Here is a 24,219-nt window from a genome sequence, read left to right on the forward strand (position 1 = left end):
AGTCCTTACTGATGCACGGCGAGCTGGTAAGCCGTGTATTTACGAATGTTGATCACGCCGGTGTCGAAGATCAGGTATTGGCCCTTGACCCCCATCAGCGTGCCTTCGGCAATCGGGTTCTTGTCCAGGTTGAAGCTGACAATCTTCGCCGGGTATTGCTCGACCGGGTAGCGGATTTCCAGCGGTTCGACGCCGGTAACCGTCTGGATCGCCTGCAAGCCGAATCGTTCCTGCAACCCTTGCAAGCCTTCGGCGCAGCTGTCGAACAATTGATCGCGAACCTCGGCCAGGTTCACCGCCGCCGCGTCGCCCTTGAGTAAAGCACGCCAGTTGGTCTTGTCCGCCACCTGGCTGCGAAACAGATCCTCGACGAAACCCGACTGTTGCCGGGTCGATACGCGCACGATCGGCAAGGCCTGGCTCGCGCCCTGGTCGAGCCAGCGGGTCGGCAACTGGGTGGCGCGGGTAATCCCGACTTTGATCCCCGACGAGTTGGCCAGGTACACCACGTGATCGGTCATGCAGAACTTCTCGCCCCACTCCGGCTCACGGCAGGTGCCGGCGTCGAAGTGGCAGCGCTCCGGGCTCATGATGCACACATCACACTGGGCCAGCTTGGTCATGCACGGGTAGCAGTAACCCTGGCTGAAACTGGTCTTGGTCTTGCGTCCGCAATGGGTGCAGTGGATCGCCCCCAGGTATTCCAGGCGCACCGTGGTGCCGATCAACGGATTGACCGGAACCTCGGTTTCGCCCAGACGGAAAGCGTATTGCACGTTCGGCCCGTCAAGGCGTGCCGACATTTTGCTGATTGCACCGCGGCCAATCTCGATCAATGGATGGCATCCGACTTGAACAGGATGTTCGGCACTTCGATCGACTTCGAGGCGCATTCCTGCGGCCCCATGTAGCCGGTACGCTGGTCTTCGGGCAGGTTCTGGATTTCCCAGGCGATCATCGCCTGCAGCGACAGCTCGCGTTGTTCGGCGGTGAGTTTGCCACCGTCGGACCATTTGCCGATTTCCACGGCCAGTTTCAGGCTCTCGTAGATATCGGGGGTGATGTTCTGGATCATTTCGTTAAAAGAGGACATTGGGTCTCCGTCTCTTTATTGCATGTTCTTGAATTAGGCGGCCAGTTTACGGCGGTTATACAAACCGCCCAACAAACCGGTGAAGCATCCGATGAATAACCCGCTGACGTGGGCCGCGTTGGCGATTTCGCCGAAGCCGATCATCGAGACCAGCCCGGACAGGCACAGCAGCAACCACACCAGCATCATCACCAGCACGCCGCGCGGCAGGCGATAAGCCGGGTTCGGCGCCAGCAGCTGGAAGATCCAGCAATGCCCGAGCAGGCCGTACAGTACGCCGGACAAACCGCCGAACAAGGTCGGGCCGCTGAAATGGTACTGGGCGTAGTTGGACACCAGGCTGAACAGCAGGGTCAGGCCGATCAGGTTGATGCTGCCCTGGCGCGACTCGATGCGCCGCCCCAGCTCCCAGTACCACATGCCGTTCATCGCCAGGTGCAGGATACCGAAGTGGATCAGCATCGGCGTGAACAGGCGCCACCACTGCCCCGCCGCCAGGCTGTCGGCCAGCGGTGTGAAGTGGAGGTATTCGCCGACTACGCGAAATTCGAGGAAGGTCAGCCAGCGCATCGTTTCCAGGTTGTCACCGAGCAAGGTAATCGCACCGACGATGAGGCTCAGCAGCAACACCAGTGCAGTGGCCCTGGCGTATTTCAGCTGTTCGACAAAGCCCGGACGCTTGATGGTCTGCGCCACCGGAATGTCCAGTTGCTGGTCAGGATCGCCCGCCGGAAACCGTTCGTACAATGCGCGCACGTCTTCACTGATGTTGTCCGGCACCCACAGCACTTGCTCGCCCGCTTCTTCGCTGACCCGATGGGGCACTTGCATGCGTTTGAGCAAGGTGACGAACCCGCTCAAATCCACCGCCAGGGGCAGACGCAAAACCGCTACAGCACTCATTGCAGCACCTCCGGCCGCTCGACATCGACCCAGACGAATTTATCCGGATCGAGGCGGGTTTCCTGATCCAGTCGATAGGCAACCAGTTTGCCGTAGAGCACTGCGCTGTAATCCAGGCAGGCCAGGTTCGGGCGGATCGGTGCCGGCTTGCCGCTGCGCCAGTAATGGCCGACGAACAACAACGGCTCATCGATGCCATAGCGCAGCAAGCTGTTCTTTTCAGTGGACGTCAGCGGCGTCCGGGCCACGGGCTCAGGCAGCGCGTCCGGCTGGAACACGATGTCGCCGTAGGTTTTCGGATCGTCTTCCCAGAACTTGGTGCGGAAGAACGAACGCACCAGGCCGTCGCCGCTGGTCATGGTCAGGCCATGGGGCAAGCGCATGTCGGTGCCGCGCAACAGGCGATCGAACACGGTGCAGGCAAACGAACCCGACTCCGCCGATGCCTGGAGAAAATGCTCGTCGATACAACCGTTGGGGAACAACGCCCGCAGCGGCTCGATCAGCCCGGCATCCCAGCAGGCGTGGACCACACGAAAACGCCCGGCATCGACGAACAGCGGCAGCTCATAGAACCATTGCTGGAAGTCGTGCCAGTCAGCCGGATGGCCTTCGAACTGGGTCAGGGTTTCGTGCAGCAGGCGGGCATGGCGCGGCGTGTGCTCGCGCACGAACTGCTTGCCGCTGCCGGGCACCGCCGGCGTGCTCCAGCCCAGCGCATTGAACTCATGATTGCCCATGATGCACAGCGCCTGACCGGCCTCGACCATGTCGTGGACGATGTGCAGCGCCTCGCGAATCCGCGGGCCGCGGTCGATGATATCGCCGACGAACACCGCCATGCGCGACGCGTGCCGCCAGACGCCGCCCTGTTTGTGATAACCGAGTCGGTCGAGCAAGTGCTCCAGGGTCAGAGCGCAACCGTGCACGTCACCGATCAGGTCGTAGCTACGCGCGGGATCGAGCATCAGTCGCCTCCACCCCCCAACTTGCTGCCCCAGCCGAGCTTGGTCCGGCAGACTTCGTAGTAGTTGTGGTCGAGCGGGTGAATCAGCCGCAGTTTCTGGGCTTTTTTGCTGACGGTAATGGTGTCGCCGGGCGCGCAGGTGAAGTGGTTCTGCCCGTCGCACGAGACTTGCGGGTAAATCTGCATATCCTTGGACACGACGATTTTCAGCTCACTGTTGCCATCGACCACGATCGGTCTACCCGACAAGGTATGGGGGTACATCGGCACAATAACAATAGCGTCGAGCTTGGGGTGCATGATCGGCCCGCCGGCAGACAACGCGTAGGCGGTGGAACCGGTCGGCGTGGCGACGATCAGGCCGTCGGCCTTCTGGCTGCAGACAAACTGGCCGTCGATGTACAGCTCGAATTCGATCATTCGCGTGGATTTGCCAGGGTGCAGAACGACGTCGTTCAGGGCATCGCCCTGGCCAATGGCCTCACCATGGCGGCGGACTTCGGCCTGCAGCAGGAAGCGGTTTTCCACCAGATAGTGGCCGTCCAGCACTTCGGCGACCTTGGCTTCCAGCTCGTCGGGGCGGATGTCAGTGAGGAACCCCAGGCTACCCCGGTTGATGCCGAGCACCGGAATATTATGTTTGGCCAGCGCCCGGGCCGCGCCGAGCAGGCTGCCGTCACCACCGACCACGATGACCATGTCGCAGACTTCGCCGAGCATCTTGCGCGACGAGGTTTGCAGGCCGTGCCCTGGCAGCACTTCGGCGATGGTGTCTTCGAGGATCACGTGCAGGTGACGATCGAGCAGAAACCGTTTCAGTCGGCGGACGGTATCCAGCACCTGGGAACTGCCCAGGCGACCGATGATGCCGATATTGCGAAATTGCTCCATGGGGCTCCTGCGGGGATCTGTGTGACGGCGAAAACCACGATTATGGGCGAAAGCCGCCCGTAGACAAAATCCTTTCAGCTTCAAGGGTGTGCCCGGGTTTCGGGCTATGCTCGCAAGATGATGCTATTTCCGGATTTGCTCCACCTGCCCCATCAGTTACGCCATCCCGAAGTGCGTGACCTGGCGTGGGTCATCCTCGCCCCGCCCATGCTGGACGATACCCCGTGGCCGCAACGTCATCCGTTGGCCGGCAGCGACTGGGTGCAGGCGCCGGACCGGCTGGAGCAGTGGCTGCGGCAGCTGGACCGGGACAGTTATGGCTTATTGCACTGGCTGGCCCAGGCCCGCACCCGCCGCCTGGGCCTGTACTACGAACGCCTATGGCAATTCGCCGTGCAGCACGCGCCGGGCATTGAGCTGATTGCCGCCAACATGCCGATTCGCCGCGAAGGGCACACCCTGGGTGAACTGGACATGCTGCTGCGCGACCGCGACGGCGTGCATCACCTGGAACTGGCGATCAAGCTCTACCTCGGCCCGCAATCCGGCGACGGGCACGACACCGCCCAGTGGCTGGGCCCGGGCTGCCACGATCGGCTCGACCGCAAACTGGCGCACCTGAGCCAGCATCAACTGCCGATTTCCGCACGCCCCGAGAGCCGTGAAGTGCTGGCGGCGCTGGATATCCAGGCCTTCAGCGCCCACTTATGGCTGGGGGGTTATTTGCTCTACCCCTGGCCCGGACAGGCTGCCCCGCCGTCGGGTGCCCATCCGCAGCATTTGCGCGGTCGCTGGCTGCATCAGAAGGATTGGCCGGCGTTGGTTGCCCAGAGCGCGCCCGGCCGCTGGCAACCCCTGCCCCGCCATGCCTGGCTGGCACCGGCGCACTATGCGGGGGAGCACACCTGGACCCCTGAACAGATGCAGGCATGGCTCAATGACCTGGACCCGCTGGCGCCGGCACAATTGCTGGTACGCCTGACGGAAAATGCCAATGGCGACTGGGAAGAGGCCGAGCGCCTGTTTCTGGTGGCGGATCTTTGGCCGAATGTGCCGGGACAGGGTTGAGTTTTTGCATTGCCTGAGCCGGCCCCTTCGTCGGATCGCCGCCCGGACCAAGCCCGCTCCCACAGTAATCTTCAGCGGATACAAAATCTGTAGTCGACCGAGATCAAATGTGGGAGCGGGCTTGCTCGCGAACAAGTCACCACGGTCTATCCGGGATGCATGAAGACCGCCCCGCCTACAACCGAATCACATGCCCCTCGACAGGTGGGACCTGGCCATGGAACAAGCGGGAAATGACGCTTTGCGCTGCCTCGTAACCTCGACTTTCAAAGACATTCAGCAATGGTTTTTCACTTTCCGTCACCTGCCGAAAAAACCGCAGCAACCCCTCGCCGATATGCTGGCTGACGCCTTCCGGCCCCCATTCGGCATTGCGCTTGCGGATCTGGATCGGCGCAAAAAAGAACACCGGTTGTGGCCCTTCGATAGCCGTCAACTGTGCCTCATCGGTACTTTGCGCAGAGCCGGCGAAGCAGCTGTAGACCAGTTGCCCGGCAAAGTGCTGGTGGACTCGATCACGTAGATCCAGGTCGCCGGAAAAATCCACATACAACATAGGACGGTCATTCCCAAGACTCGTCAGCTCTTCGTAGGACACTACCCGCTCGTAACAACCGAGGGTTTCGACAAAGGCTTTGTTGGCGGTCGAGGTCAGGGCAATCCGTTCCAGTTGCGGATGACTCTCCAGGCAGACCGCCGTGCCGTAGGCGGTTTTACTCGACGCACTGGAAAACACCAGCCGGGTTGCGCCAAAGAACTGGTTGTCCTGAAGGAAGTCCGCCAGCATTGAAGAGGTCAGGAACAGTGGCTTGAGCAATATCTGCAGGTTTTCGGTTTCCGGGTTGTAGTACGGATCCCAGCTGCAACGGGTGTATTGGTTGTACGCCGAGGTCAGCCCCAAGCGGTGTTCAGCCCCATCGTAGAACCCACGTTCGGTGACCCGTTCCGGGCGCATCCACAGGTGGCTGGCCAGCGGAAAGTAGCCGTAGAAGCGCTCGCCCACTTCGATGCCGGTCACGGTTGACGCAATGACGTCCGCGAACCCCCAGGCCGGAATGTGGCCCCAGCCCTCCTCGCCTGCGGGAAAGAAACCCCAGTAGTTCATTGAATTGCCATACGCCGCGTACGTAATGTTATTGGTGGTCAGCGCGCAACGATCAATCTTCAGGATTACCTCGCCGGCTGCCGGAGCCAGGCTATGTCGCTCCTGCGCTATGCGGCTCTGGTCCAGGGCATTTTTGCGGGTAATCAGGCGTGTTACCTTGGTGAAATCCTGCATGTTCGGTCTCCTGCTGCGACACGGTGGCGGGTCACACAAGAGTAATGACTGCCGATGAAAAGTGGGTTCGGAAACACCAGGGGCAGCTCGCCCACCCTCAATTCCCGCGCCAAGCCGCTGAAACGACCCAGCCAGGCTCGGGCGATTTTCACCGTCGAGGCGATTTACGAGGCTTTTGTTCGGATTTGGCAGCGCAACGGCTGGTCAAGACTGACCACCCGGGACGTGGCACTCGAAGCCGGCGTGGCGGTCGGCACGCTGTATGACTATTTCCCGAGCAAAAAAGCCCTGCTGTCGGGTTACATTCGGCATCGCCTGGATGTACTGCTGGCGCAAATGGATCAAGACGTCATCCAGGCAAACGACCTGGACTGGCTGGCACGCATCAAGCGACTGGTGCGCCTGACCTGCGACCCTGACGATCCCCGACAACCCCTGTTCAACCATGCCGTTTCGCTCATCGAGCATCAGATCGCCGAACCCAAGCACCACCGAAGGGTGTACGAGGAACTGTCGCAAAAATGGCGGGAAGCCTTCGCGGCCTGCGGCGATTTGCCGACGCAGCCGTCAGCGCCGACTATAGAAGCCTGGGTCATCATGGCCTGGGGCGGTCGTCGCTACTGCATCACGGCACAACCGGCGGCGGAACAAACCGCCGCCTGGCTGTCGGAAATGGAAGCGCTGGTTTGCAGCCGATTGGCCAGCGCTTCGCAGGACTGAGCGCTGGCAAACGTACATCAGACTTTCTTGTGCTGCTCGACCCATTGTCCATAGGCATTGATGAAACTTTGCAGGAACGGCTTGACCGACTCGGACAGCTTGCCCGCCTCGTCGAACGCCGAACCGGCGTTCCCCAGATAGGCCTCCGGTTGCTGCATCAGCGGCACATTGAGAAACACCATGGATTGACGCAGGTTGTGGTTGGCACCAAACCCGCCGACGGCCCCCGGCGAAACGCTGATAATCGCGCCCGGTTTGCCGTTCCAGGCACTTTTCCCATAAGGACGCGAACCCACGTCAATCGCGTTTTTCAACGGTGCCGGCACCGAGCGGTTGTATTCCGGGGTGACGAACAGCACCGCGTCGGATGAACTCACTTCTTGTCGGAAAGTGCTGTAGGCTGCCGGCGGTGAAGCGCCATCGATGTCTTCGTTGTAGAGCGGCAGGTCGCCAATTTCGACGATGTTGAGCTTGAGATTGGCCGGTGCCAGTTCAGCCAGGGCCCGTGCGACCTTGCGGTTGATCGATTCCTTTCTCAAGCTGCCGACCACGACGGCGACCGAATAGACGTTGCTCATGGGAATGTCTCGACTGTCCGATATGAAGAGCTTGTAGTTATAGATGACGATTCAAGCAGCGGGCGACTGAAAACGCCGTCCCTGACTATTTTTTTCCTGTAGGAAAACTTACCTCACCCAGACACGGTCTACAGAGCCGCAAATTGAGTGATTTATCTCCAGAGGTTCTAAGCAGATGGCAGCAGTACTCGTCGGTCAGTTCCATGCAAGAGACGCGCAAGGCCGTATTTATTCGGTGCACGAGTTCCAGGACTCCACCCCGGCGGCAGATGGCTCAGGGCCTGTCACCACCTATAAGCTGGCCATTGGCGACCGCCTCAACAAGGTCGACGACAATGAATTCATGCTGGTGCAAACCGGCGTGACCATTATCCGTGAACCGCAAACCGCCAGCGCTTCATAACTGGTCGTTATGAGCAGAAGTCATATGCACGGACTTGGGGTAGGATTCAGTCACTGACTCCTCCACCTGCTGAACATGGACTTCACGCATGCGCTTACGCCATATCGAAGTGATCCAGGCGCTCCTGCAGACCGGTCACCTGGGCACCGCCGCCGAATGGCTGCAGTTGCCAGTGGCCGAAGTCGAGCGCTTGCTGCGCGACGCCGAGGATCAGTTGGGGTTCATGCTGTTCGCCAGTGTTCGCGGACGATTGCAGGCCACCCGCGAAGCGCAGCAACTGCAGGTGGAAATTGCCCGGGTCTACGACGCGCTCGAACCGGTGCAGCGTCTGGCCAACAGCCTCAGGCAATACCTGGCGCCGCCGCTGCGCATCATCTGCACCCCGCCCCTGGCCAACCAATTGTTGCCACACAGCATCGCGGCCCTGCGCCGACGCCTGCCCGACGCGCCTTGCACACTGCTGAGCCAGCCGACCCGCGACATCGTCAGAAGCCTGTTGCTGCGTGAAAGCGATCTGGGCCTGAGCCTGCACGACCCCGATCACGCCGACCTCGATTGCCAGGTGATTGCCCAGGGCAAACTTCAGTTGCTCGCCCCCCATGGCTGGCTGCAACCGAAACAGAAATACATTTCACTGCAGGATCTGGCCGGTCAATCGATGATCGGCCTGGAGGGGCACGACCCGCTGAGCCCGGCGCTGGAAAACAAACTGCACGGCTTGCGCCCTGCCCCGGTGATCCAGACCCGGGTGCAGACGCACCAGATGATGCGCAGCATGGTCGAGGCCGGCGAAGGCCTGGCCATCGTCGACCCCTTCACCGCCCTCGGCGCCAAAGCCTCGGGACTGGACAGCTGCCCGCTGGCACCCGCCATCCCGATCAGCCTCTACGCCCTGTCCCTGAAAAACGCCGAACCCTCTCCGGCGGTTCAGGCCCTGTTGGCCATCGTCACGGAACAAGCCGCGGCGATGCTGACGAACTGAGCGGGTTTTCCAGCGGATTTTCGAATATTCGATACCAGAACAGCGCCACTTCGGCGGTGTTCGGATCAATGCCGCGATAGCGCAGGTGGTCGACCCCGCCAATCATGTAACCGCAGCGTTCATAGAGCCGGCAGGCCCCCAGGTTGTTGTTCTGGGTTTCGAGCATGATGCCCGGAAGTTTCTTCTTGCGGCTCCAGAACTGCGCCACATCCAGCAGGGCCTTGGCCACACCGTGCCGCCGGGCCGGCGCATGCACCGCCAGTTCGTCGATATGGGCAAAGCCGTTCCAGTTGGTGCTGACCACCAGGTGCCCCACGGGCTGGTCATCCAGATAGGCCATGAAAATCGCGCTGTCGGCGGCATCGCGAAAGCTGCTGAACTCCTCTGGGTCGATGCCGTAGCACTTGCGATAAGGCGTGATCGGCGTCACCGGCCACTGTGCGACCGGTTTGCCGATTTCGGCCGCACCATAGGCCGCGACTTCAAAACTGAAATCACTGCCCCAGATGTAGGCGGCAAAACCTTCATCGGCAACCCGTACCGACAACCCTGGATAATTCGGATTTATAACCGGCTGCATACTGGGAAAGGTCCTCACTCCTTGATGCAATCGACGGTGTAGCACCGCCCACTGCCCTGATCTTCATGTTGCAATCCGTGCACATCAGCAACGAACCCCGGGAAACTGCTGTCGAACGTGCGGGCAAACGCCAGGTAATCGATGATCGAGCGGGTCGACTCGGTAAAGCGTTCACCCGGCATGATCAACGGAATGCCGGGTGGATACGGCACCAGCATCACCGCGGCGATCCGTCCGTGCAGCGCATCGATCGATACGGCTTCGACTTCACCCCGCACCAATTGATCATAGGCGTCCGCCGGCTTCATCGCGACTTCCGGCAGTACCGTGTACATGCGCTTGAGGTGCCTGGCGGTGGCATTGCTGCGATAACAGGCATGCAACTGATCGCACAGATCACGCAGGCCCATGCCCTGATACCGCGCGACATTCTCCTGCGCCACGCAAGGCAGGCAACTGGCCAGGCTGACGTTGGCGTCATAGCTGCGCTTGAACTCCAGCAATTCGGTGAGCAGCGTGCTCCACTTGCCCTTGGTGATGCCCATGGAGAACAACACCAGGAACGAATACAGCCCGGTCTTCTCAACCACCAGGCCACGCTCCCAAAGGAACTTGCTGACCACCGCCGCCGGAATCCCGCGCTCGCTGAGGGCGCCACCGGCCGTCAGCCCCGGCATCACCAGCGTGACCTTGATCGGGTCGAGCAGCACATAATCGTCGGTCACGCCGCCAAAGCCGTGCCAGTCGGCCTCCGGCTGCAGCAACCAGTCCTCGGTGACGACCCGCTCGATGCCTTGTGCCGACGGCGGTTGCCAGATCGAAAACCACCAGTCATCAGCGGCAATATGCTGGCGCAAGTTAGCCAGCGCCCGGCGAAAACTCAGGGCTTCGTCGAACATTTCCTGCAGCAGCGAACGCCCGGCCGGCCCTTCCATCATCGCCGAAGCCACATCCAGCGAGGCGATGATGCCGTACTGCGGCGAGGTCGAGATGTGCATCATGAACGCTTCGTTGAAGCGATCCCGGTCCAGTTGCCGCGCGCCGCCATCGCGCACGTGAATCATCGACGCCTGACTGAAGGCCGCCAGCAACTTGTGGGTGGAATGGGTGGTGAACACCAACGGACTGTCTTCATCACGGGACGTGCCCATGCCGTAGCGCCCGGCAAAAAACTCATGGAACGCCGCATAGGCGTACCAGGCCTCGTCGAAGTGCAGCACCTCGACGCTATTGCCCAGTTGCTGCCTGATCAGTTCGGCGTTGTAACAGAGGCCGTCATAGGTCGAATTGGTCACTACGGCCAGCTTGACCTTCGGCGAACGCCCCTTGGTCAGCGGGCTGGCGTCGATCTTGGCCTGGATCGATTCGCGACTGAACTCGCTCAGGGGAATCGGGCCGATGATCCCCAGCTCATTACGCTCCGGACACAAGTACAGCGGGATCGCGCCAGTCATGATGATCGAGTGCAGCACCGACTTGTGGCAATTGCGATCCACCAGCACCAGGTCATCGCGAGCGACCACCGAATGCCAGACAATCTTGTTGGCCGTGGATGTGCCATTGATCACGAAAAAGGTGTGATCGGCACCAAAGTTGCGGGCTGCGCGGGCCTCGGCTTCAGCCAGGGGGCCGGTGTGATCGAGCAAGGATCCGAGCTCCGGCACCGACACCGAAAGATCCGAGCGCAGGGTGTTTTCCCCGAAAAACTGGTGAAACGCCTGCCCGACCGGGCTTTTGTGATACGCCACGCCACCACCGTGACCGGGGGTGTGCCAGGAATAGTTGGAATCCGCGGTGTGCTGCACCAGGGCCTTGAAGAACGGCGGCAACAGGCCATCGAGGTATTTGCGCGCAGCACGGGCCACCTGCCTGGCAAGAAAAGGCACGGTGTCTTCAAACAGGTAAAGAATGCCGCGCAACTGGTTGAGCTCGGCCATGGCATCGGCGGGCGCGTTTTCCAGGGTGACTTTTTCGCCCAGGGCAAAGATCGGCAGATCCGGCGCACGCACTCGCGCCAGACCGATCAGTTCGGCCATGTTTTGCAACAAATGGGAATGGGTACTGGCGTCCTCAGACGCTATCAACATGCAGGACAGGCCATGGTAGGTCGACGCCACCAGTCGTCCTTCGGTGTAGTCCACCGCCGAAACGACGCTGAAGCCTTCTTGCTCCAGCTCCCGGGCAATCCCCCGCACGCGGTCGCCGGCGACGCTGTCGGCCTTGATGTCGCGATGGACAATCAGGACCGGGAATTTCAAATCTTTATACATGAGGCTCAGTGTCCTGAGGCGGCAGACCGGAACCTGCCAATCACCTCAGGGTAGAGTGTTGCCGCGCAAGTGGCGAGCGGGATGCACCACTTTGTGGCGAGGGGGCTTGCCCCCGTTGGAGCGCGAAGCGGTCCCGTGCTTATTCAGACAAATGACGTTTGCAGTATTTACGACTGCTTCGCAGCCGAACGGGGGCAAGCCCCCTCACCACAAAAGCAGTGTTTGCAAAATGGGGGGGGATCACGCCTGCGCTTCAGCCTCTGCCAACTGCACCCACAACGCCGGGGCACCAGCGGATTTGCCGATGATTTCCAGGCGGGCCGCGTGACGGGCCAGGTCGTCTTCGCTGGCGCGGATGATGCGCGTCGGCTGGCGATCCGCCGGCAAACGACGGATCTCGGTGGCCGAATTGTCCGCCCCTTCACCGGAGCCATTGCCATCGGAGGCGTTACCGGCCAGGGACAGGCTGGTCTGCCCGCCGGTCATGGTCAGGTAGACGTCGGCGAGAATCTCGGAGTCGAGCAAGGCGCCGTGCAGTTCACGGCCGGAGTTGTCGACGCCATAACGTTTGCACAAGGCGTCGAGGCTGTTGCGCTGCCCCGGGTGACGTTCCCGGGCCATCATCAGGGTGTCGAGGATCGAGCAGTGCTGCGTGATGTCCGCGCGGTCCTGCTGCCCCATCAGGGCGAATTCGTTGTTGATGAAGCCAACGTCGAACGCCGCGTTATGGATGATCAGCTGCGCGCCCTTGATGAACTCGAAGAACTCTTCGGCCACCTCGGCAAAACGCGGCTTGCCCACGAGGAATTCGTTGGTGATGCCGTGGACGCCGATGGCGCCCTCGTCACTTTCCCGATCGGGCTGCAGGTACACGTGAAAGTGCCGGCCCGTCAGGCGTCGGCCGATCAACTCGACACAACCGATTTCAATAATCCGGTGGCCGTCGGTCACCGGCATGCCGGTGGTTTCGGTGTCGAGTACAACGGATCTGGTGGCCATCAGTGCTCAGCTCTCAATCGGTATTCGGGCAAAAGCGGTGATGTTATCACGCTTGCAGGGGCTTTCAGATACACCGAGTCGCCGCCTTCGCGAGCAAGCCCGCTCCCACAAGGAATCTGTGGCGCATGGAGATCAATGTGGGAGCGGGCTTGCTCGCGAAGGCGGCGGCGCGGTGCATCGGTAGTACCGGAATCAGTCCTGCTTGTAGCCACGCACTTCGTCGACGCCACGGTTGGCCAACTGGTCGGCGCGTTCGTTGCCGTGATGGCCAATGTGCCCGCGCACCCATTTCCAGGTGACCTTGTGGCGGTTGACCTGCTCGTCGAGCAACTTCCACAGGTCGGCGTTTTTCACCGGCTCCTTCGCCGCGGTTTTCCAGCCGCGCTTCTTCCAGTTGTCCATCCACTCGTTGATGCCTTTCATCACGTACTGAGAGTCGGTCACCAGCAGCACCTCACAGGGACGCTTGAGCTCTTCCAGGCCACGGATCGCGCCCATCAGCTCCATGCGGTTGTTGGTGGTATTGGCTTCGCCGCCCCAGAGTTCCTTTTCAACGCCCTTGCACACCAGCAGTGCGCCCCAGCCGCCTGGGCCAGGGTTGCCCTTGCAGGCGCCGTCGGTGAACAGTTCTACGCTATCGCTCATGCCAATCTATCCAGAAAATGCGCTGGCCCGCCGATCGCAGATCGACGACGCCCGAAGCCGGGACAGGCCCGGCCGCAAATGAAAAGTGTGTATTACGGTTCGATGTTGCGACGGTTGACCTTGGCCATCGGCAAAGGAATCAACTTGCCCATCGGCTCGCGCCGCTCCTGACGGACCGGTCGCAGGCCCACCACGATCTTGCGCGCCACCAATAAGTAGAAGCCGCCGCCCGACAGTTGCCAGTCACCGGCCTTGCGCTCCCAACCGGCCAGACGGGTCTGCCACGCCGGTGACGCAAGCGGCGGACGATAGCACCCGAAGCGGCGTTTCTCCAGCGCGAAGCCCAGCAGGTTCAGCCAGTCCGCGACCCGTGACGGCGAAATGCAGCGCGCCTTGCGCAGCCCATCCTGGGCAAACACATGCCGCAGGCCCCAACTGCTCCAGGGATTGATGCCGATGATCAGCAAATGCCCGCCGGGGCGCACGCTGCTTGCCGCCTCGCGCAGCAAACCGTGGGGCGACAGGCAGAAATCGAGGCCATGTTGCAGCACCACCACATCGGCGGCGTGCTCGCTCAGCGGCCAAGCCTGCTCCTCACAGACGATCTCGACCCCCGGCAACGGCGCGCCAAGGCGTACGTTACGCTGCACCTGCGGCGCTGACGGCGGAGTCTGGGCCGAGGGACCGTAATGCACCAGATAGCCACCAAAGAACCGCCCGAGTTCGTCTTCGAGCATGCGCCGCTCTTCGTCCAGCAGGAATTGCCCGATCGGACCTTCCAGCCACTCGCGGGCCGCGCTGATCAACGCCAGCCAGTCAGGATCAGCCTGTGCGAACGCTTTATCAGTCATTGCATTCTCCAACGCGCCAGGAAGTTCTAAGATGCGCCATTGTTTACCGCTTGGCGAATCCGACGATGATACAGATCACAGCCCTGCCCGCCTTCACCGACAACTACATCTGGTTGTTACAAGACCACGGCAGCAAACGCTGCGCGGTCGTCGACCCGGGTGATGCCGCCCCGGTACACGCCTGGCTCACGGCCAATCCGGGTTGGGTACTGAGTGATATTTTGATCACTCACCACCATCATGACCACGTCGGCGGCGTCGAACAGCTGAAAAAAGCGACGGACGCGAAAGTCTATGGTCCGGCCAGCGAAACGATCCCGGCGCGGGAGGTTGCGCTCAAGGACAACGACCGCATCAGCGTGCTCGGGCTGGACTTCGATATCTTCGCGGTTCCCGGCCACACCCTTGGGCATATCGCCTATTACCATCACGGTTTGCTGTTCTGCGGCGACACCCTGTTTGCCGCCGGCTGCGGGCGGTTGTTCGAAGGCACGCCACAGCAAATGTACAGCTCGCTGACACGCCTCGCGGGGTTGCCGGAAGACACGCTGGTCTACTGCACCCACGAATACACCCTGAGCAATCTGAAGTTTGCCGCAGCCGTCGAACCGAACAATCCGGATACGGCCGAACGCCTGGCCAAAGTCACCCGCCAACGGGAATCCGGGATCATGACGCTGCCGTCGACACTGGCACTGGAAAAGCTCACAAATCCGTTTTTGCGTTCCGCTGAAACATCCGTTAAAGAAAAAGCGGACGAACGGACCGGCACCGATAACTCGGCGCCCGATATGGTTTTTGCTGCGCTTCGAGCGTGGAAAGACACGTTCTAAAGGGGTCCCCCAAGGCTGCAACAATTCTGAAAGGTTGACCGCGCAGGGTGCGCTTTCTAGAATCGCCCGACATTTTTGCCCGGAACTTACTTCCAGCCAATGTCGTCACCTATTCGCAAAGCCATCAGTTCAGACGCATTGACCCGCTTGGCTCAAGCCATTGCGGTGGCTGTGTCCGCCACCCTGGCGGGCTGTTCCAGCCATGCGCCGCAGACCGATGCGGCGCACACGCCGAACATCGCCGCGCGCGCCAAGCAGAAGCCGATCTGGCTCAGCGAAAAGCCCAGCCCGCAAATTCCACAGGACGTCTGGGAGCGTATGCGCCAGGGCTTCCAGTTGCAGGACGGGCTGGGTGTCAACCCGCGCATCGAGCAGCAGCGCCTGTGGTTCGCCAGCAACCCGTCTTTCCTCGAAAACGCCGGCGAACGTGGCAGCCTCTACATTCACTACATCGTCGAGCGCCTTGAAGAACGCAACATGCCGCTGGAACTGGCCCTGCTGCCAGTGATTGAAAGTGCCTACAATCCGATGGCCTACTCCCGGGCCGACGCGGTGGGTCTTTGGCAATTCATCCCGTCCACCGGGCGTTACTTCAACCTGCGCCAGACCCGTTTCTATGATGGCCGTCGCGACATCACCGCGTCGACCACCGCCGCGCTGGATTACCTGACCCGCCTGCACGACATGTTCAATGGCGACTGGATGCTGGCCCTGGCGGCCTACAACGCCGGTGAAGGCACCGTCAGCCGGGCCATCGAGCGCAACGAGCGGCTGGGCCTGCCGACCGACTACTGGAACCTGCCGCTGCCCTCCGAAACCCAGGCCTATGTGCCGAAGTTGCTGGCGCTGTCGCAAGTGGTGATGGCGCCGGAAGCCTACGGCGTGAACCTCAACCCGATCGCCAACCAACCCTATTTCCAGGTCGTCGAAATCAACCAGCGCATGGACCTGTCCAAGGTCGCTGAAGTCGCCAACATCGACGAAGACGAACTGTTCCAGCTCAACCCGGCCTTCAAGCAGCGCACCACCATCGACGGCCCGCAGCACCTGCTGGTGCCGACCTCCAAGGCGCAACTGCTGACCAGCAGCCTGCAGACCATGCGTCCTGAAGAGTTGATCAGCAAGAAATCGCTCAAGCCGGTCTTCGAAGGCGCCGACGACACCCAGGTCGCCAGCGCCAGGCGGTCCTACCGGGTCAAACGGGGTGACAACCTCGGCTCCATCGCCAAGGCCAACAACGTTGACGTGAAGGACCTGCAACGCTGGAACAAACTGACCGGCAAGAATCTCAAGCCGGGCCAGACCCTGGTCATGCAGGACACCAGCAAACGCAGCTCCGGGCGCGTCAACACCGTGATTGCCGCCAACTCCAAAAAGCAGCAGACCAAGTACAAGGTCCAGCAAGGCGATTCGCTGGCCCTCGTGGCCAAGCGCTTCAACGTCGAAATGCAGCACCTCAAGCGCTGGAATCCTCGTGTAGGCCAGGCGCTCAAGCCCGGCCAGATGTTGACGGTGGCCAGTCCGCATTAAAAAGAGCCCCTGATTTCAGGGGCTGTTTTATACCTGTAGGAGCTGGCTTGCCAGCGAAGACATCGGCACAGTCAACATCGATTTCGCCTGTCACGCCGCCTTCGCTGGCAAGCCAGCTCCCACAGGATTGCGTCCAGCCGAATTTACCCATTAACCCCCGTCTTTTTCCTGTCCATACAAGCTGTTACTGTACGGTCCACAAAGCCCAAGCCGCCTGGATCGGATCTCCTATTTGAAGCGTCCCCTGCCCCTGCTCCTGATCAGCCTGGCCTTGAGCTCCACCGCAAGCGCGACGATCAGCGAAAGCCATGGTTATGCGCAGTTCGGCACGCTCAAGTACCCGGCCCGATTTACCCACTTCGACTGGGTCAACCCGCAAGCGCCCAAGGGCGGTACGTTGCGGGTGATGGCGTTTGGCACCTTCGATACGCTCAACCCGTACACCTTCAAGGGCACCAGCCCGGTCACCACGCCGAACTTCCTGCAGTACGGCATCAACGAACTCAACGAACCGCTGATGGTCGGCACCGGGCAGTACGCGCCTTCGGGTGACGAACCCGCGTCCAGCTATGGCCTGATCGCCCAGTCGGTGGAGTACAGCGAGGACCGCAGTTGGGTGGTGTTCAACCTGCGCCCTGAAGCACGCTTCCATGACGGTACGCCGATTACCGCCTTCGACGTTGCGTTCTCCTACCGCACGCTGCTCAAGGAAGGGCATCCGCTGTACCGCACCAACCTTCAGGAGGTGCTGCGGGTCGACATCCTCAACCCGCAGCGCATCCGTTTCGTGTTCAAGCGCGCCGGCAATCCGCTGCTGATCCTGCGCCTGGGCGAAATGCCGGTGTTGCCACAGCACTACTGGAAAGGCCGTGACTTCAAGGCCACCACGTTCGAACCGCCGCTGGGCAGCGGGCCGTATCGCATCACGTCGGTCACGCCAGGACGCCAGATCGTCTTCGAACGGGTCAAGGATTACTGGGGCAAGGACCTGTCGGTCAATCGCGGCAAGTACAACTTCGACCGCATGGAAGTCGAGTTCTACCGCGACAGCGACGTCGCGTTCGAGGCGTTCAAGGCCGGTGAATTCGACATCTATATCGAGCATCAGGCGAAGAACTGGGACACCGGCTACAACTTTCCCGCCCTGCGCCGCGGTGACGTGATCAGGGCCCAGATCCCCCACCAGATCCCGACCCAGACCCAGGGCCTGTTCATGAACGGCCGCCGGCCGACGTTCTCGGACGCCAGGGTCCGTGAAGCACTGGGGTTGATGTTCAACTTTGAATGGACCAACCGCGCGCTGTTCAGCGGTGCCTACAAACGCGCCATGAGCTATTACCCCAACAGCGAGTTCTCGGCCAGCGGCTTGCCGGTCGGGCATGAATGGCTGTTGCTCAAGCCCTATCGTGAACAGCTGCCGGCCAGGCTCTTTACCGAGCCGTTCAGCCTGCCGCAGACCGATGGCCGCGCTATCCCCCGGGAAACCTTGCGCAAAGCCCTCGGCCTGTTCGCCGAAGCCGGCTGGAAGCTCAATGGCCAGCACCTGCAAAACGCTGCAGGCCAACCCTTGCGCCTGGAGCTGTTGCTGGTCAACCCGAACCTGGAACGCATCCTCCAGCCCTACGTCGAGAACCTCGCCAGCATTGGCATCGATGCGCAGCTGCGCACGGTCGATCGCGCGCAATACAAGCAGCGCCTCGACCAGTTCGATTTCGACATGATCCTGATGACCCTCAACCAGACCCTCAGCCCGGGCCTGGAACAATGGCAGTACTTTCACTCCAGCCAGGCCGGGGTCAAGGGCAGCAAGAACTACGCCGGCATTGCCAACCCGGTGGTCGACCATCTGCTCGAACAGTTGCTGGCCGCCCAGACCCGTGACCAGCAAGTCGCCGCCGGCAAGGCCCTTGACCGCGTGCTGCTGTGGCAGCACTACATCGTTCCCAACTGGTACCTCAATTATCACCGTCTGGCGTACCGCAACCGGCTCGCCTTTGTCACCACGCCGCCTTACACCCTGGGCCTGAATGCGTGGTGGCTGAAATCTTCGGAGAAAGATCAATGAACCCCATCCGCACCCTGCTCCTGCAGGCCAGCGGCCTTTTGTTCGCCGGGCTGGCCTGCGCCGCCCCGCAACACGCCGTGACCCTGTACAACGAGCCGCCGAAATACCCGGCCGACTTCAAGCACTTCGACTACGTCAATCCCGACGCCCCCAAGGGCGGGATCTTCCGCCAGGCCGGGTTCGGTAGCTTCGACAGCCTCAACCCGTTCATCAGCAAAGGCGTGCCGGCGGATGATATCGGCATCATCTACGACACCCTGGCCAAGCAAGGCCTGGACGAGCCGTTCACCGAGTACGGCCTGATCGCCCGGCTGATCGAGAAAGCCCCGGACAACAGCTGGGTGCGCTTCTACCTGCGCCCCGAGGCACGCTTCCATGACGGCCATCCGGTACGCGCGGAGGACGTGGTGTTCAGCTTCCAGATGCTGACCAAGGACGGCGCACCGATGTACCGCGGCTACTACAACGACGTGGCGGAAGTGATCGCCGAAGACCCGCTGACCGTGCTGTTCAAGTTCAAGCACACCAACAACCGCGAGCTGCCGCTGATCCTTGGCCAGTTGCCGGTGCTGCCCAAGCATTGGTGGGCCGACCGCGACTTCAACAAGGGCAACCTGGAAATCCCGTTGGGCAGCGGCCCGTACAAGGTCGGCGAAGTGAAGGCCGGGCGCTCGGTGCGCTACGAGCGAGTCAAGGACTACTGGGGCAAGGACCTGCCGGTCAATCGCGGTTTCTATAACTTCGACGTGATGACCACCGATTACTACCGCGACAACACCGTGGCCCTGGAAGCGCTCAAGGCCGGGCAGTTCGACTACTGGCTGGAAATGACCGCGAAAAACTGGGCCAACGCCTACAACATTCCGGCGGTCACCGAGGGACGACTGGTCAAGGAGCAGATTCCCAACGGCAACCCGACCGGCATGCAAGGCTTCGTGTTCAATCTGCGCCGCCCGGTGTTCCAGGACGTGCGCGTACGCCAGGCCTTGTCGCTGTTGCTGGACTTCGAATGGACCAACAAGCAACTGTTCAATGGCGCCTACGCACGTACCCGCAGTTATTTCGAGAACTCGGAAATGGCTGCCACCGGCCTCCCTGACGCCGATCAGGTGGCGATCCTCGAACCGTTCCGCGCCAAGCTGCCACCACAGGTGTTCAGTGAAGCCTTCCAGAACCCGACCACCGACGGCAGCGGCATGATCCGCGCCCAGCAACGGCAAGCCTATCAACTGCTGCAGGAGGCGGGCTGGCGCATCGTCGATGACAAAATGGTCGACGCCACCGGCATGCCGGTGGTCATCGAGTTCCTGTTGGCCCAGACCGAATTCGAACGGGTGCTGCTGCCGTTCAAGCGCAACCTGAGCGACCTGGGTATCGACCTGGTGATCCGCCGGGTCGACGTCTCGCAGTACATCAACCGCGTGCGCTCCCGGGACTTCGACATGATCGTCGGCAGCTTCCCGCAGTCCAACTCACCGGGTAACGAACAACGGGAATTCTGGATGTCGGCCGCCGCCGACAAACCCGGCAGCCGCAATTCCATGGGGCTCAAGGATCCGGTGGTCGATCAACTGGTCGAGCAACTGATCAATGCCGATTCGCGCAAAAGCCTGGTGGCCCATGCCCGCGCGCTGGACCGCGTTCTGCAATGGGGCTATTACGTAATACCCAACTGGCACATCAAGACCTGGCGCGTGGCGTACTGGAACCACATCGGCCACCCGAAGGTCTCGCCCAAGTACGACATCGGCACGGCCACCTGGTGGGTCAAGCCCGACATCAAGCCGGCGATAGAAGTCGAAACCATACTGCAGGCCGATCCTGCGGGCACGGAGTAATCAGATGCTGGCGTACATTTTTCGTCGACTGTTGCTGATCATTCCGACCCTGTTCGGCATCTTGCTGATCAATTTCGTGATCATCCAGGCCGCCCCGGGCGGGCCGGTGGAACAGATGATCGCCAAGCTCGAAGGCTTCGAAGGCGCCACCAGCCGCATCGCTGGCGGCGGTGCCGAAGTTTCGGTGGCAGGTTCCGCCTATCGCGGCGCCCAAGGCCTGGACCCGGCGCTGATCAAGGAAATCGAGCACATGTACGGCTTCGACAAGTCGGCGCCGGAACGTTTGTGGATCATGGTCAAGAACTATGCGTCGCTGGATTTCGGCGACAGCTTCTTTCGCGACGCCAAGGTCATCGACCTGATCAAGGAAAAGATGCCGGTCTCGATCTCCCTCGGGCTGTGGAGCACCCTGATCATGTACCTGGTGTCGATCCCGCTGGGGATCGCCAAGGCCACGCGACACGGCAGCCATTTCGACGTCTGGACCAGTTCGGCGATCATCGTCGGCTACGCGATCCCGGCGTTCCTGTTCGCCATCCTGTTGATCGTGGTGTTCGCCGGCGGCAGTTATCTGGACTGGTTCCCCTTGCGCGGGCTGACCTCGAACAACTTCGATGAACTGAGCATGGGCGGCAAGATCCTCGACTACTTCTGGCACCTGGCCCTGCCGGTGACCGCGCTGGTGATCGGCAACTTCGCGACCATGACCCTGCTGACCAAAAACAGCTTCCTCGACGAGATCAACAAGCAGTACGTGATCACCGCCAGGGCCAAGGGCCTGACCAACCACCGCGTGCTGTACGGCCATGTGTTCCGCAACGCCATGCTGCTGGTGATCGCCGGTTTCCCTTCAGCCTTCATCGGTATCTTCTTCACCGGCTCGCTGCTGGTGGAGGTGATCTTCTCACTCGACGGCCTGGGCCTGATGAGTTTCGAAGCGGCGATCAACCGCGATTACCCGGTGGTGTTCGGCACGCTGTTCATCTTCACGTTGCTGGGGCTGGTGGTGAAACTGATCGGCGACCTCACCTACACCTTTGTCGATCCGCGCATCGACTTCGAAAGCCGGGAGCATTGAGATGAACCTGTCCCCTCTCAATCGCCGGCGCTTCGAACTGTTCAAGGCCAACAAGCGTGGCTGGTGGTCGCTGTGGCTGTTCCTGATCCTGTTCGGCGCAAGCCTGGGCGCCGAGCTGATCGCCAACGACAAGCCGCTGGCGGTGCATTACGACGACAACTGGTACTTCCCGGCGCTCAAGCGCTACCCGGAAACCACCTTCGGCGGCGAATTCCCGCTGGAAGCCAACTACAAGAGCCCGTACATCCGCGAACTGCTCAAGGCCAAGGACGCCTGGGTGCTGTGGGCGCCGATTCCCTACAGCTACCAGAGCATCAACTACGACCTGAAAGTCCCGGCCCCGGCCCCGCCCTCGACGGACAACCTGCTGGGCACCGACGACCAGGGCCGCGACGTGCTGGCCCGGGTGATCTACGGTTTCCGCATTTCGGTGCTGTTCGCCCTGACCCTGACCGTGTTCAGTTCGATCATCGGCGTGATCGCCGGTGCCTTGCAGGGTTTCTACGGCGGCTGGGTGGATCTGGCCGGGCAGCGCTTCCTGGAGATCTGGTCCGGGCTGCCGGTGCTGTACCTGCTGATCATCCTCGCCAGCTTCGTACAGCCCAACTTCTGGTGGCTGCTGGGGATCATGCTGCTGTTCTCGTGGATGAGCCTGGTGGACGTGGTGCGCGCCGAATTCCTGCGCGGGCGCAACCTGGAGTACGTACGCGCCGCCCGCGCCCTGGGCATGCAGAACGGCGCGATCATGTTCCGCCATATCCTGCCCAACGCGATGGTCTCGACCATGACCTTCATGCCGTTCATCCTCACCGGCGCCATCGGCACACTGACCGCCCTGGACTTCCTCGGTTTCGGTCTGCCGGCGGGCAGCCCGTCGCTGGGTGAACTGGTGGCCCAGGGCAAATCCAACCTGCAGGCGCCATGGCTCGGCATCAGCGCCTTTGCGGTGCTGGCCCTGATGTTGAGCCTGCTGGTGTTCATCGGCGAATCCGCTCGCGATGCCTTCGACCCGAGGAAGTGAAATGAATCAGGAAAATCTGATCGAGGTGCGCAACCTGTCCGTCGAGTTTGTCGTCGGCAATCGTTGTCAGCGGGCCGTCGAAGGCGTCAGCTTCGACATCAAGCGCGGCGAAACCCTGGCCCTGGTCGGCGAGAGCGGCTCCGGTAAATCGGTGACCGCGCATTCGATCCTGCGCCTGCTGCCCTACCCGCTCGCCCGCCATCCCTCCGGCACCATCGAATATTCGGGGCAGAACCTGCTGGAGCTGAAGGAAAAAACCATCCGCCACATTCGTGGCAACCGGATTGCGATGATCTTCCAGGAGCCGATGACCTCGCTCAATCCGCTGCACTCGATCGAAAAGCAGATCAACGAAGTGCTGGGCATCCACAAGGGCCTGAGCGGCAAGGTGGCGACCAAACGCACCCTGGAACTGCTGGAGATGGTCGGCATCCCCGAGCCGCACAAGCGTCTCAAGGCCCTGCCCCACGAATTGTCCGGCGGCCAGCGCCAGCGGGTGATGATCGCCATGGCCCTGGCCAACGAACCGGAACTGCTGATCGCCGACGAGCCGACCACAGCGCTGGACGTGACCGTTCAGCTGAAAATCCTCGAATTGCTCAAGGAATTACAGGCCCGCCTGGGCATGGCGCTGCTGCTGATCAGCCATGATTTGAACCTTGTGCGAAGAATTGCGCACCGCGTATGTGTCATGCAGCAAGGTTGCATCGTCGAACAGGCATCGTGCGAAGAATTGTTCCGCGCGCCGCAGCATCCGTACACTCGGGAACTGCTGGCAGCGGAGCCCGGCGGCAAGCCTGCAAGCAACGTGATCGGCCCGCCCTTGCTGGCGGTCGAGGACCTGAAAGTCTGGTTTCCGATCAAGAAAGGCTTGCTCAAGCGCACGGTGGATTACGTCAAGGCGGTCGACGGCATCAACTTCAGCCTGCCCCAGGGCCAGACCCTGGGGATAGTGGGTGAAAGCGGTTCCGGCAAATCGACCCTGGGCCTGGCGATTTTGCGGCTGATCGCCAGCAAAGGCGCCATTCGCTTTGAAGGCCAGCCGCTGGACAGCCTGACGCAGCAACAGGTCCGGCCGCTGCGGCGGGAGATGCAAGTGGTGTTTCAGGACCCGTACGGCAGCTTGAGCCCGCGGATGTGCGTCAATGACATCGTTGGCGAAGGCCTGCGGATCCACAAGATGGGCACCGAGGCAGAACAGGAACAAGCGATCATTGCAGCACTCAAGGAGGTAGGCCTGGATCCGGAAACCCGGCACCGCTACCCCCACGAATTTTCCGGCGGGCAACGGCAGAGAATCGCCATTGCCCGGGCATTGGTGTTAAAACCGGCGTTGATTTTGCTGGACGAGCCGACTTCGGCCCTCGACCGCACGGTACAACGCCAGGTAGTCGAGCTTTTGCGTTCGCTGCAAACCAAGTACAACCTGACGTATCTGTTTATCAGCCATGACCTGGCTGTGGTGAAAGCGCTGAGCCACCAGTTGATGGTGGTCAAGCATGGCCAAGTGGTCGAACAGGGAGACGCGCAAAGCATTTTTGCCGCCCCCCAACATCCGTATACACAGCAGTTGCTGGAAGCCGCTTTTTTGGCTCCGGCCACTGCGCAATAACCTGAAAGAGGAG

Annotated in this window: 23 protein-coding genes; 11 read left to right on the forward strand and 12 right to left on the reverse strand. The window is 61.3% G+C overall.

Annotated features, from left to right (window positions below; translation table 11 throughout):
• Positions 1 to 5 precede the first annotated feature (5 nt).
• From AB7M25_RS17035 to AB7M25_RS17055, 5 genes are read right to left on the reverse strand one after another with little or no spacing between them, the layout of a single operon-like run.
• On the reverse strand, positions 6 to 836 hold the full coding sequence (locus AB7M25_RS17035; RefSeq protein WP_218484458.1) for a DUF2797 domain-containing protein: 831 nt from the start codon (positions 834 to 836) through the stop codon (positions 6 to 8).
• Positions 833 to 1,093, reverse strand: coding sequence for a YeaC family protein (locus AB7M25_RS17040; protein ID WP_007979148.1), 261 nt, complete (start codon positions 1,091 to 1,093; stop codon positions 833 to 835). The genes AB7M25_RS17035 and AB7M25_RS17040 overlap by 4 nt, the downstream gene beginning before the upstream one ends.
• Positions 1,094 to 1,126: 33 nt before the next feature.
• Entirely contained in the window at positions 1,127 to 1,996 is an 870-nt protein-coding gene (locus AB7M25_RS17045) for a rhomboid family intramembrane serine protease (protein ID WP_429382168.1), read from the reverse strand.
• Positions 1,993 to 2,967 carry a metallophosphoesterase gene (locus AB7M25_RS17050; protein ID WP_454238364.1) on the reverse strand — a complete coding sequence of 325 codons (975 nt, stop codon included), beginning with the start codon at positions 2,965 to 2,967 and terminating at the stop codon, positions 1,993 to 1,995. The genes AB7M25_RS17045 and AB7M25_RS17050 overlap by 4 nt, the downstream gene beginning before the upstream one ends.
• Positions 2,964 to 3,854 (reverse strand): NAD(+) kinase, encoded by an 891-nt coding sequence (locus AB7M25_RS17055; protein ID WP_007979142.1) that lies wholly within the window; start codon positions 3,852 to 3,854, stop codon positions 2,964 to 2,966. Before AB7M25_RS17055 ends, AB7M25_RS17050 begins: the two co-directional genes overlap by 4 nt.
• A gap of 117 nt (positions 3,855 to 3,971) precedes the next feature.
• On the opposite strand from AB7M25_RS17055, the gene AB7M25_RS17060 reads away from it, so the two are divergent.
• Positions 3,972 to 4,922 (forward strand): DUF1853 family protein, encoded by a 951-nt coding sequence (locus tag AB7M25_RS17060; protein WP_454237690.1) that lies wholly within the window; start codon positions 3,972 to 3,974, stop codon positions 4,920 to 4,922.
• 175 nt (positions 4,923 to 5,097) lie between these two features.
• On the opposite strand, the gene AB7M25_RS17065 is transcribed toward AB7M25_RS17060, so the two are convergent.
• Positions 5,098 to 6,201, reverse strand: coding sequence for a DUF2855 family protein (locus tag AB7M25_RS17065; RefSeq protein ID WP_454237691.1), 1,104 nt, complete (start codon positions 6,199 to 6,201; stop codon positions 5,098 to 5,100).
• Positions 6,202 to 6,255: 54 nt separating this feature from the next.
• Here AB7M25_RS17065 and AB7M25_RS17070 point away from each other — a divergent pair, with 54 nt between their 5' ends.
• Positions 6,256 to 6,921 (forward strand): TetR/AcrR family transcriptional regulator, encoded by a 666-nt coding sequence (locus AB7M25_RS17070; protein WP_429382162.1) that lies wholly within the window; start codon positions 6,256 to 6,258, stop codon positions 6,919 to 6,921.
• A gap of 17 nt (positions 6,922 to 6,938) precedes the next feature.
• Here AB7M25_RS17070 and AB7M25_RS17075 read toward each other — a convergent pair whose 3' ends face one another.
• Entirely contained in the window at positions 6,939 to 7,499 is a 561-nt protein-coding gene (locus AB7M25_RS17075; RefSeq protein WP_429382160.1) for an NADPH-dependent FMN reductase, read from the reverse strand.
• A 175-nt stretch (positions 7,500 to 7,674) separates the two neighbouring features.
• Between AB7M25_RS17075 and AB7M25_RS17080 the strand changes: the two genes are divergently transcribed.
• Both AB7M25_RS17080 and AB7M25_RS17085 read left to right on the forward strand, forming a co-directional pair.
• Entirely contained in the window at positions 7,675 to 7,902 is a 228-nt protein-coding gene (locus AB7M25_RS17080) for a hypothetical protein (RefSeq protein WP_429382158.1), read from the forward strand.
• A gap of 88 nt (positions 7,903 to 7,990) precedes the next feature.
• Positions 7,991 to 8,884, forward strand: coding sequence for a LysR substrate-binding domain-containing protein (locus AB7M25_RS17085; protein ID WP_454237692.1), 894 nt, complete (start codon positions 7,991 to 7,993; stop codon positions 8,882 to 8,884).
• Here the strand turns inward: AB7M25_RS17085 and AB7M25_RS17090 are convergent.
• The 5 genes from AB7M25_RS17090 to AB7M25_RS17110 form a co-directional block, all read right to left on the reverse strand.
• A complete protein-coding gene (locus AB7M25_RS17090) occupies positions 8,850 to 9,464 on the reverse strand; it encodes a GNAT family N-acetyltransferase (RefSeq protein ID WP_429382154.1) in 615 nt (204 codons plus the stop codon). The genes AB7M25_RS17085 and AB7M25_RS17090 overlap by 35 nt on opposite strands.
• Before the next feature lie 14 nt (positions 9,465 to 9,478).
• Complete coding sequence (locus AB7M25_RS17095) at positions 9,479 to 11,734, reverse strand: Orn/Lys/Arg family decarboxylase (protein WP_429517424.1); 2,256 nt, start codon at positions 11,732 to 11,734, stop codon at positions 9,479 to 9,481.
• A gap of 240 nt (positions 11,735 to 11,974) precedes the next feature.
• Complete coding sequence (gene dnaQ, locus AB7M25_RS17100) at positions 11,975 to 12,733, reverse strand: DNA polymerase III subunit epsilon (protein ID WP_046037200.1); 759 nt, start codon at positions 12,731 to 12,733, stop codon at positions 11,975 to 11,977.
• A 192-nt stretch (positions 12,734 to 12,925) separates the two neighbouring features.
• Positions 12,926 to 13,378 carry a ribonuclease HI gene (rnhA, locus tag AB7M25_RS17105; protein WP_007996378.1) on the reverse strand — a complete coding sequence of 151 codons (453 nt, stop codon included), beginning with the start codon at positions 13,376 to 13,378 and terminating at the stop codon, positions 12,926 to 12,928.
• A 92-nt stretch (positions 13,379 to 13,470) separates the two neighbouring features.
• Positions 13,471 to 14,229: a class I SAM-dependent methyltransferase gene (locus AB7M25_RS17110; RefSeq protein WP_116579240.1), complete on the reverse strand. Its 759-nt coding sequence runs from the start codon at positions 14,227 to 14,229 to the stop codon at positions 13,471 to 13,473.
• A 65-nt stretch (positions 14,230 to 14,294) separates the two neighbouring features.
• Here AB7M25_RS17110 and gloB point away from each other — a divergent pair, with 65 nt between their 5' ends.
• The 7 genes from gloB to AB7M25_RS17145 all read left to right on the forward strand — a co-directional run bounded on the left by gloB (position 14,295) and on the right by AB7M25_RS17145 (position 24,206).
• On the forward strand, positions 14,295 to 15,062 hold the full coding sequence (gloB, locus tag AB7M25_RS17115) for a hydroxyacylglutathione hydrolase (protein WP_104448055.1): 768 nt from the start codon (positions 14,295 to 14,297) through the stop codon (positions 15,060 to 15,062).
• A 99-nt stretch (positions 15,063 to 15,161) separates the two neighbouring features.
• Complete coding sequence (locus tag AB7M25_RS17120) at positions 15,162 to 16,592, forward strand: transglycosylase SLT domain-containing protein (RefSeq protein ID WP_429382147.1); 1,431 nt, start codon at positions 15,162 to 15,164, stop codon at positions 16,590 to 16,592.
• Between the two features lie 244 nt (positions 16,593 to 16,836).
• The gene (locus AB7M25_RS17125; protein WP_429517452.1) at positions 16,837 to 18,657 is read left to right on the forward strand and encodes an extracellular solute-binding protein; all 1,821 of its coding nucleotides are present in this window, start codon (positions 16,837 to 16,839) and stop codon (positions 18,655 to 18,657) included.
• A complete protein-coding gene (locus AB7M25_RS17130; RefSeq protein WP_454237693.1) occupies positions 18,654 to 20,495 on the forward strand; it encodes an extracellular solute-binding protein in 1,842 nt (613 codons plus the stop codon). The genes AB7M25_RS17125 and AB7M25_RS17130 overlap by 4 nt, the downstream gene beginning before the upstream one ends.
• A 4-nt stretch (positions 20,496 to 20,499) precedes the next feature.
• Positions 20,500 to 21,573, forward strand: a complete 1,074-nt coding sequence (locus tag AB7M25_RS17135; RefSeq protein ID WP_007979116.1) for a microcin C ABC transporter permease YejB — start codon at positions 20,500 to 20,502, stop codon at positions 21,571 to 21,573.
• A gap of 1 nt (position 21,574) precedes the next feature.
• A complete protein-coding gene (locus AB7M25_RS17140; protein WP_454237694.1) occupies positions 21,575 to 22,594 on the forward strand; it encodes an ABC transporter permease in 1,020 nt (339 codons plus the stop codon).
• A 1-nt stretch (position 22,595) separates the two neighbouring features.
• Positions 22,596 to 24,206 (forward strand): ABC transporter ATP-binding protein, encoded by a 1,611-nt coding sequence (locus AB7M25_RS17145; RefSeq protein ID WP_429517425.1) that lies wholly within the window; start codon positions 22,596 to 22,598, stop codon positions 24,204 to 24,206.
• Positions 24,207 to 24,219 lie beyond the last annotated feature (13 nt).

It is taken from the genome of Pseudomonas sp. AP3_22 TE3818 (genome assembly GCF_053628995.1).

Coding starts and splice junctions, on each gene's coding strand:
- AB7M25_RS17040 (WP_007979148.1), bottom strand. CDS start 1,093: ATGTCCTCTTTTAACGAAATGATCCAGAACATCACCCCCGATATCTAC.
- AB7M25_RS17045 (WP_429382168.1), bottom strand. CDS start 1,996: ATGAGTGCTGTAGCGGTTTTGCGTCTGCCCCTGGCGGTGGATTTGAGC.
- AB7M25_RS17055 (WP_007979142.1), bottom strand. CDS start 3,854: ATGGAGCAATTTCGCAATATCGGCATCATCGGTCGCCTGGGCAGTTCC.
- AB7M25_RS17060 (WP_454237690.1), top strand. CDS start 3,972: ATGATGCTATTTCCGGATTTGCTCCACCTGCCCCATCAGTTACGCCAT.
- AB7M25_RS17065 (WP_454237691.1), bottom strand. CDS start 6,201: ATGCAGGATTTCACCAAGGTAACACGCCTGATTACCCGCAAAAATGCC.
- AB7M25_RS17070 (WP_429382162.1), top strand. CDS start 6,256: ATGAAAAGTGGGTTCGGAAACACCAGGGGCAGCTCGCCCACCCTCAAT.
- AB7M25_RS17075 (WP_429382160.1), bottom strand. CDS start 7,499: ATGAGCAACGTCTATTCGGTCGCCGTCGTGGTCGGCAGCTTGAGAAAG.
- AB7M25_RS17080 (WP_429382158.1), top strand. CDS start 7,675: ATGGCAGCAGTACTCGTCGGTCAGTTCCATGCAAGAGACGCGCAAGGC.
- AB7M25_RS17085 (WP_454237692.1), top strand. CDS start 7,991: ATGCGCTTACGCCATATCGAAGTGATCCAGGCGCTCCTGCAGACCGGT.
- AB7M25_RS17090 (WP_429382154.1), bottom strand. CDS start 9,464: ATGCAGCCGGTTATAAATCCGAATTATCCAGGGTTGTCGGTACGGGTT.
- AB7M25_RS17095 (WP_429517424.1), bottom strand. CDS start 11,734: ATGTATAAAGATTTGAAATTCCCGGTCCTGATTGTCCATCGCGACATC.
- dnaQ (WP_046037200.1), bottom strand. CDS start 12,733: ATGGCCACCAGATCCGTTGTACTCGACACCGAAACCACCGGCATGCCG.
- rnhA (WP_007996378.1), bottom strand. CDS start 13,378: ATGAGCGATAGCGTAGAACTGTTCACCGACGGCGCCTGCAAGGGCAAC.
- AB7M25_RS17110 (WP_116579240.1), bottom strand. CDS start 14,229: ATGACTGATAAAGCGTTCGCACAGGCTGATCCTGACTGGCTGGCGTTG.
- gloB (WP_104448055.1), top strand. CDS start 14,295: ATGATACAGATCACAGCCCTGCCCGCCTTCACCGACAACTACATCTGG.
- AB7M25_RS17120 (WP_429382147.1), top strand. CDS start 15,162: ATGTCGTCACCTATTCGCAAAGCCATCAGTTCAGACGCATTGACCCGC.
- AB7M25_RS17130 (WP_454237693.1), top strand. CDS start 18,654: ATGAACCCCATCCGCACCCTGCTCCTGCAGGCCAGCGGCCTTTTGTTC.
- AB7M25_RS17135 (WP_007979116.1), top strand. CDS start 20,500: ATGCTGGCGTACATTTTTCGTCGACTGTTGCTGATCATTCCGACCCTG.
- AB7M25_RS17140 (WP_454237694.1), top strand. CDS start 21,575: ATGAACCTGTCCCCTCTCAATCGCCGGCGCTTCGAACTGTTCAAGGCC.
- AB7M25_RS17145 (WP_429517425.1), top strand. CDS start 22,596: ATGAATCAGGAAAATCTGATCGAGGTGCGCAACCTGTCCGTCGAGTTT.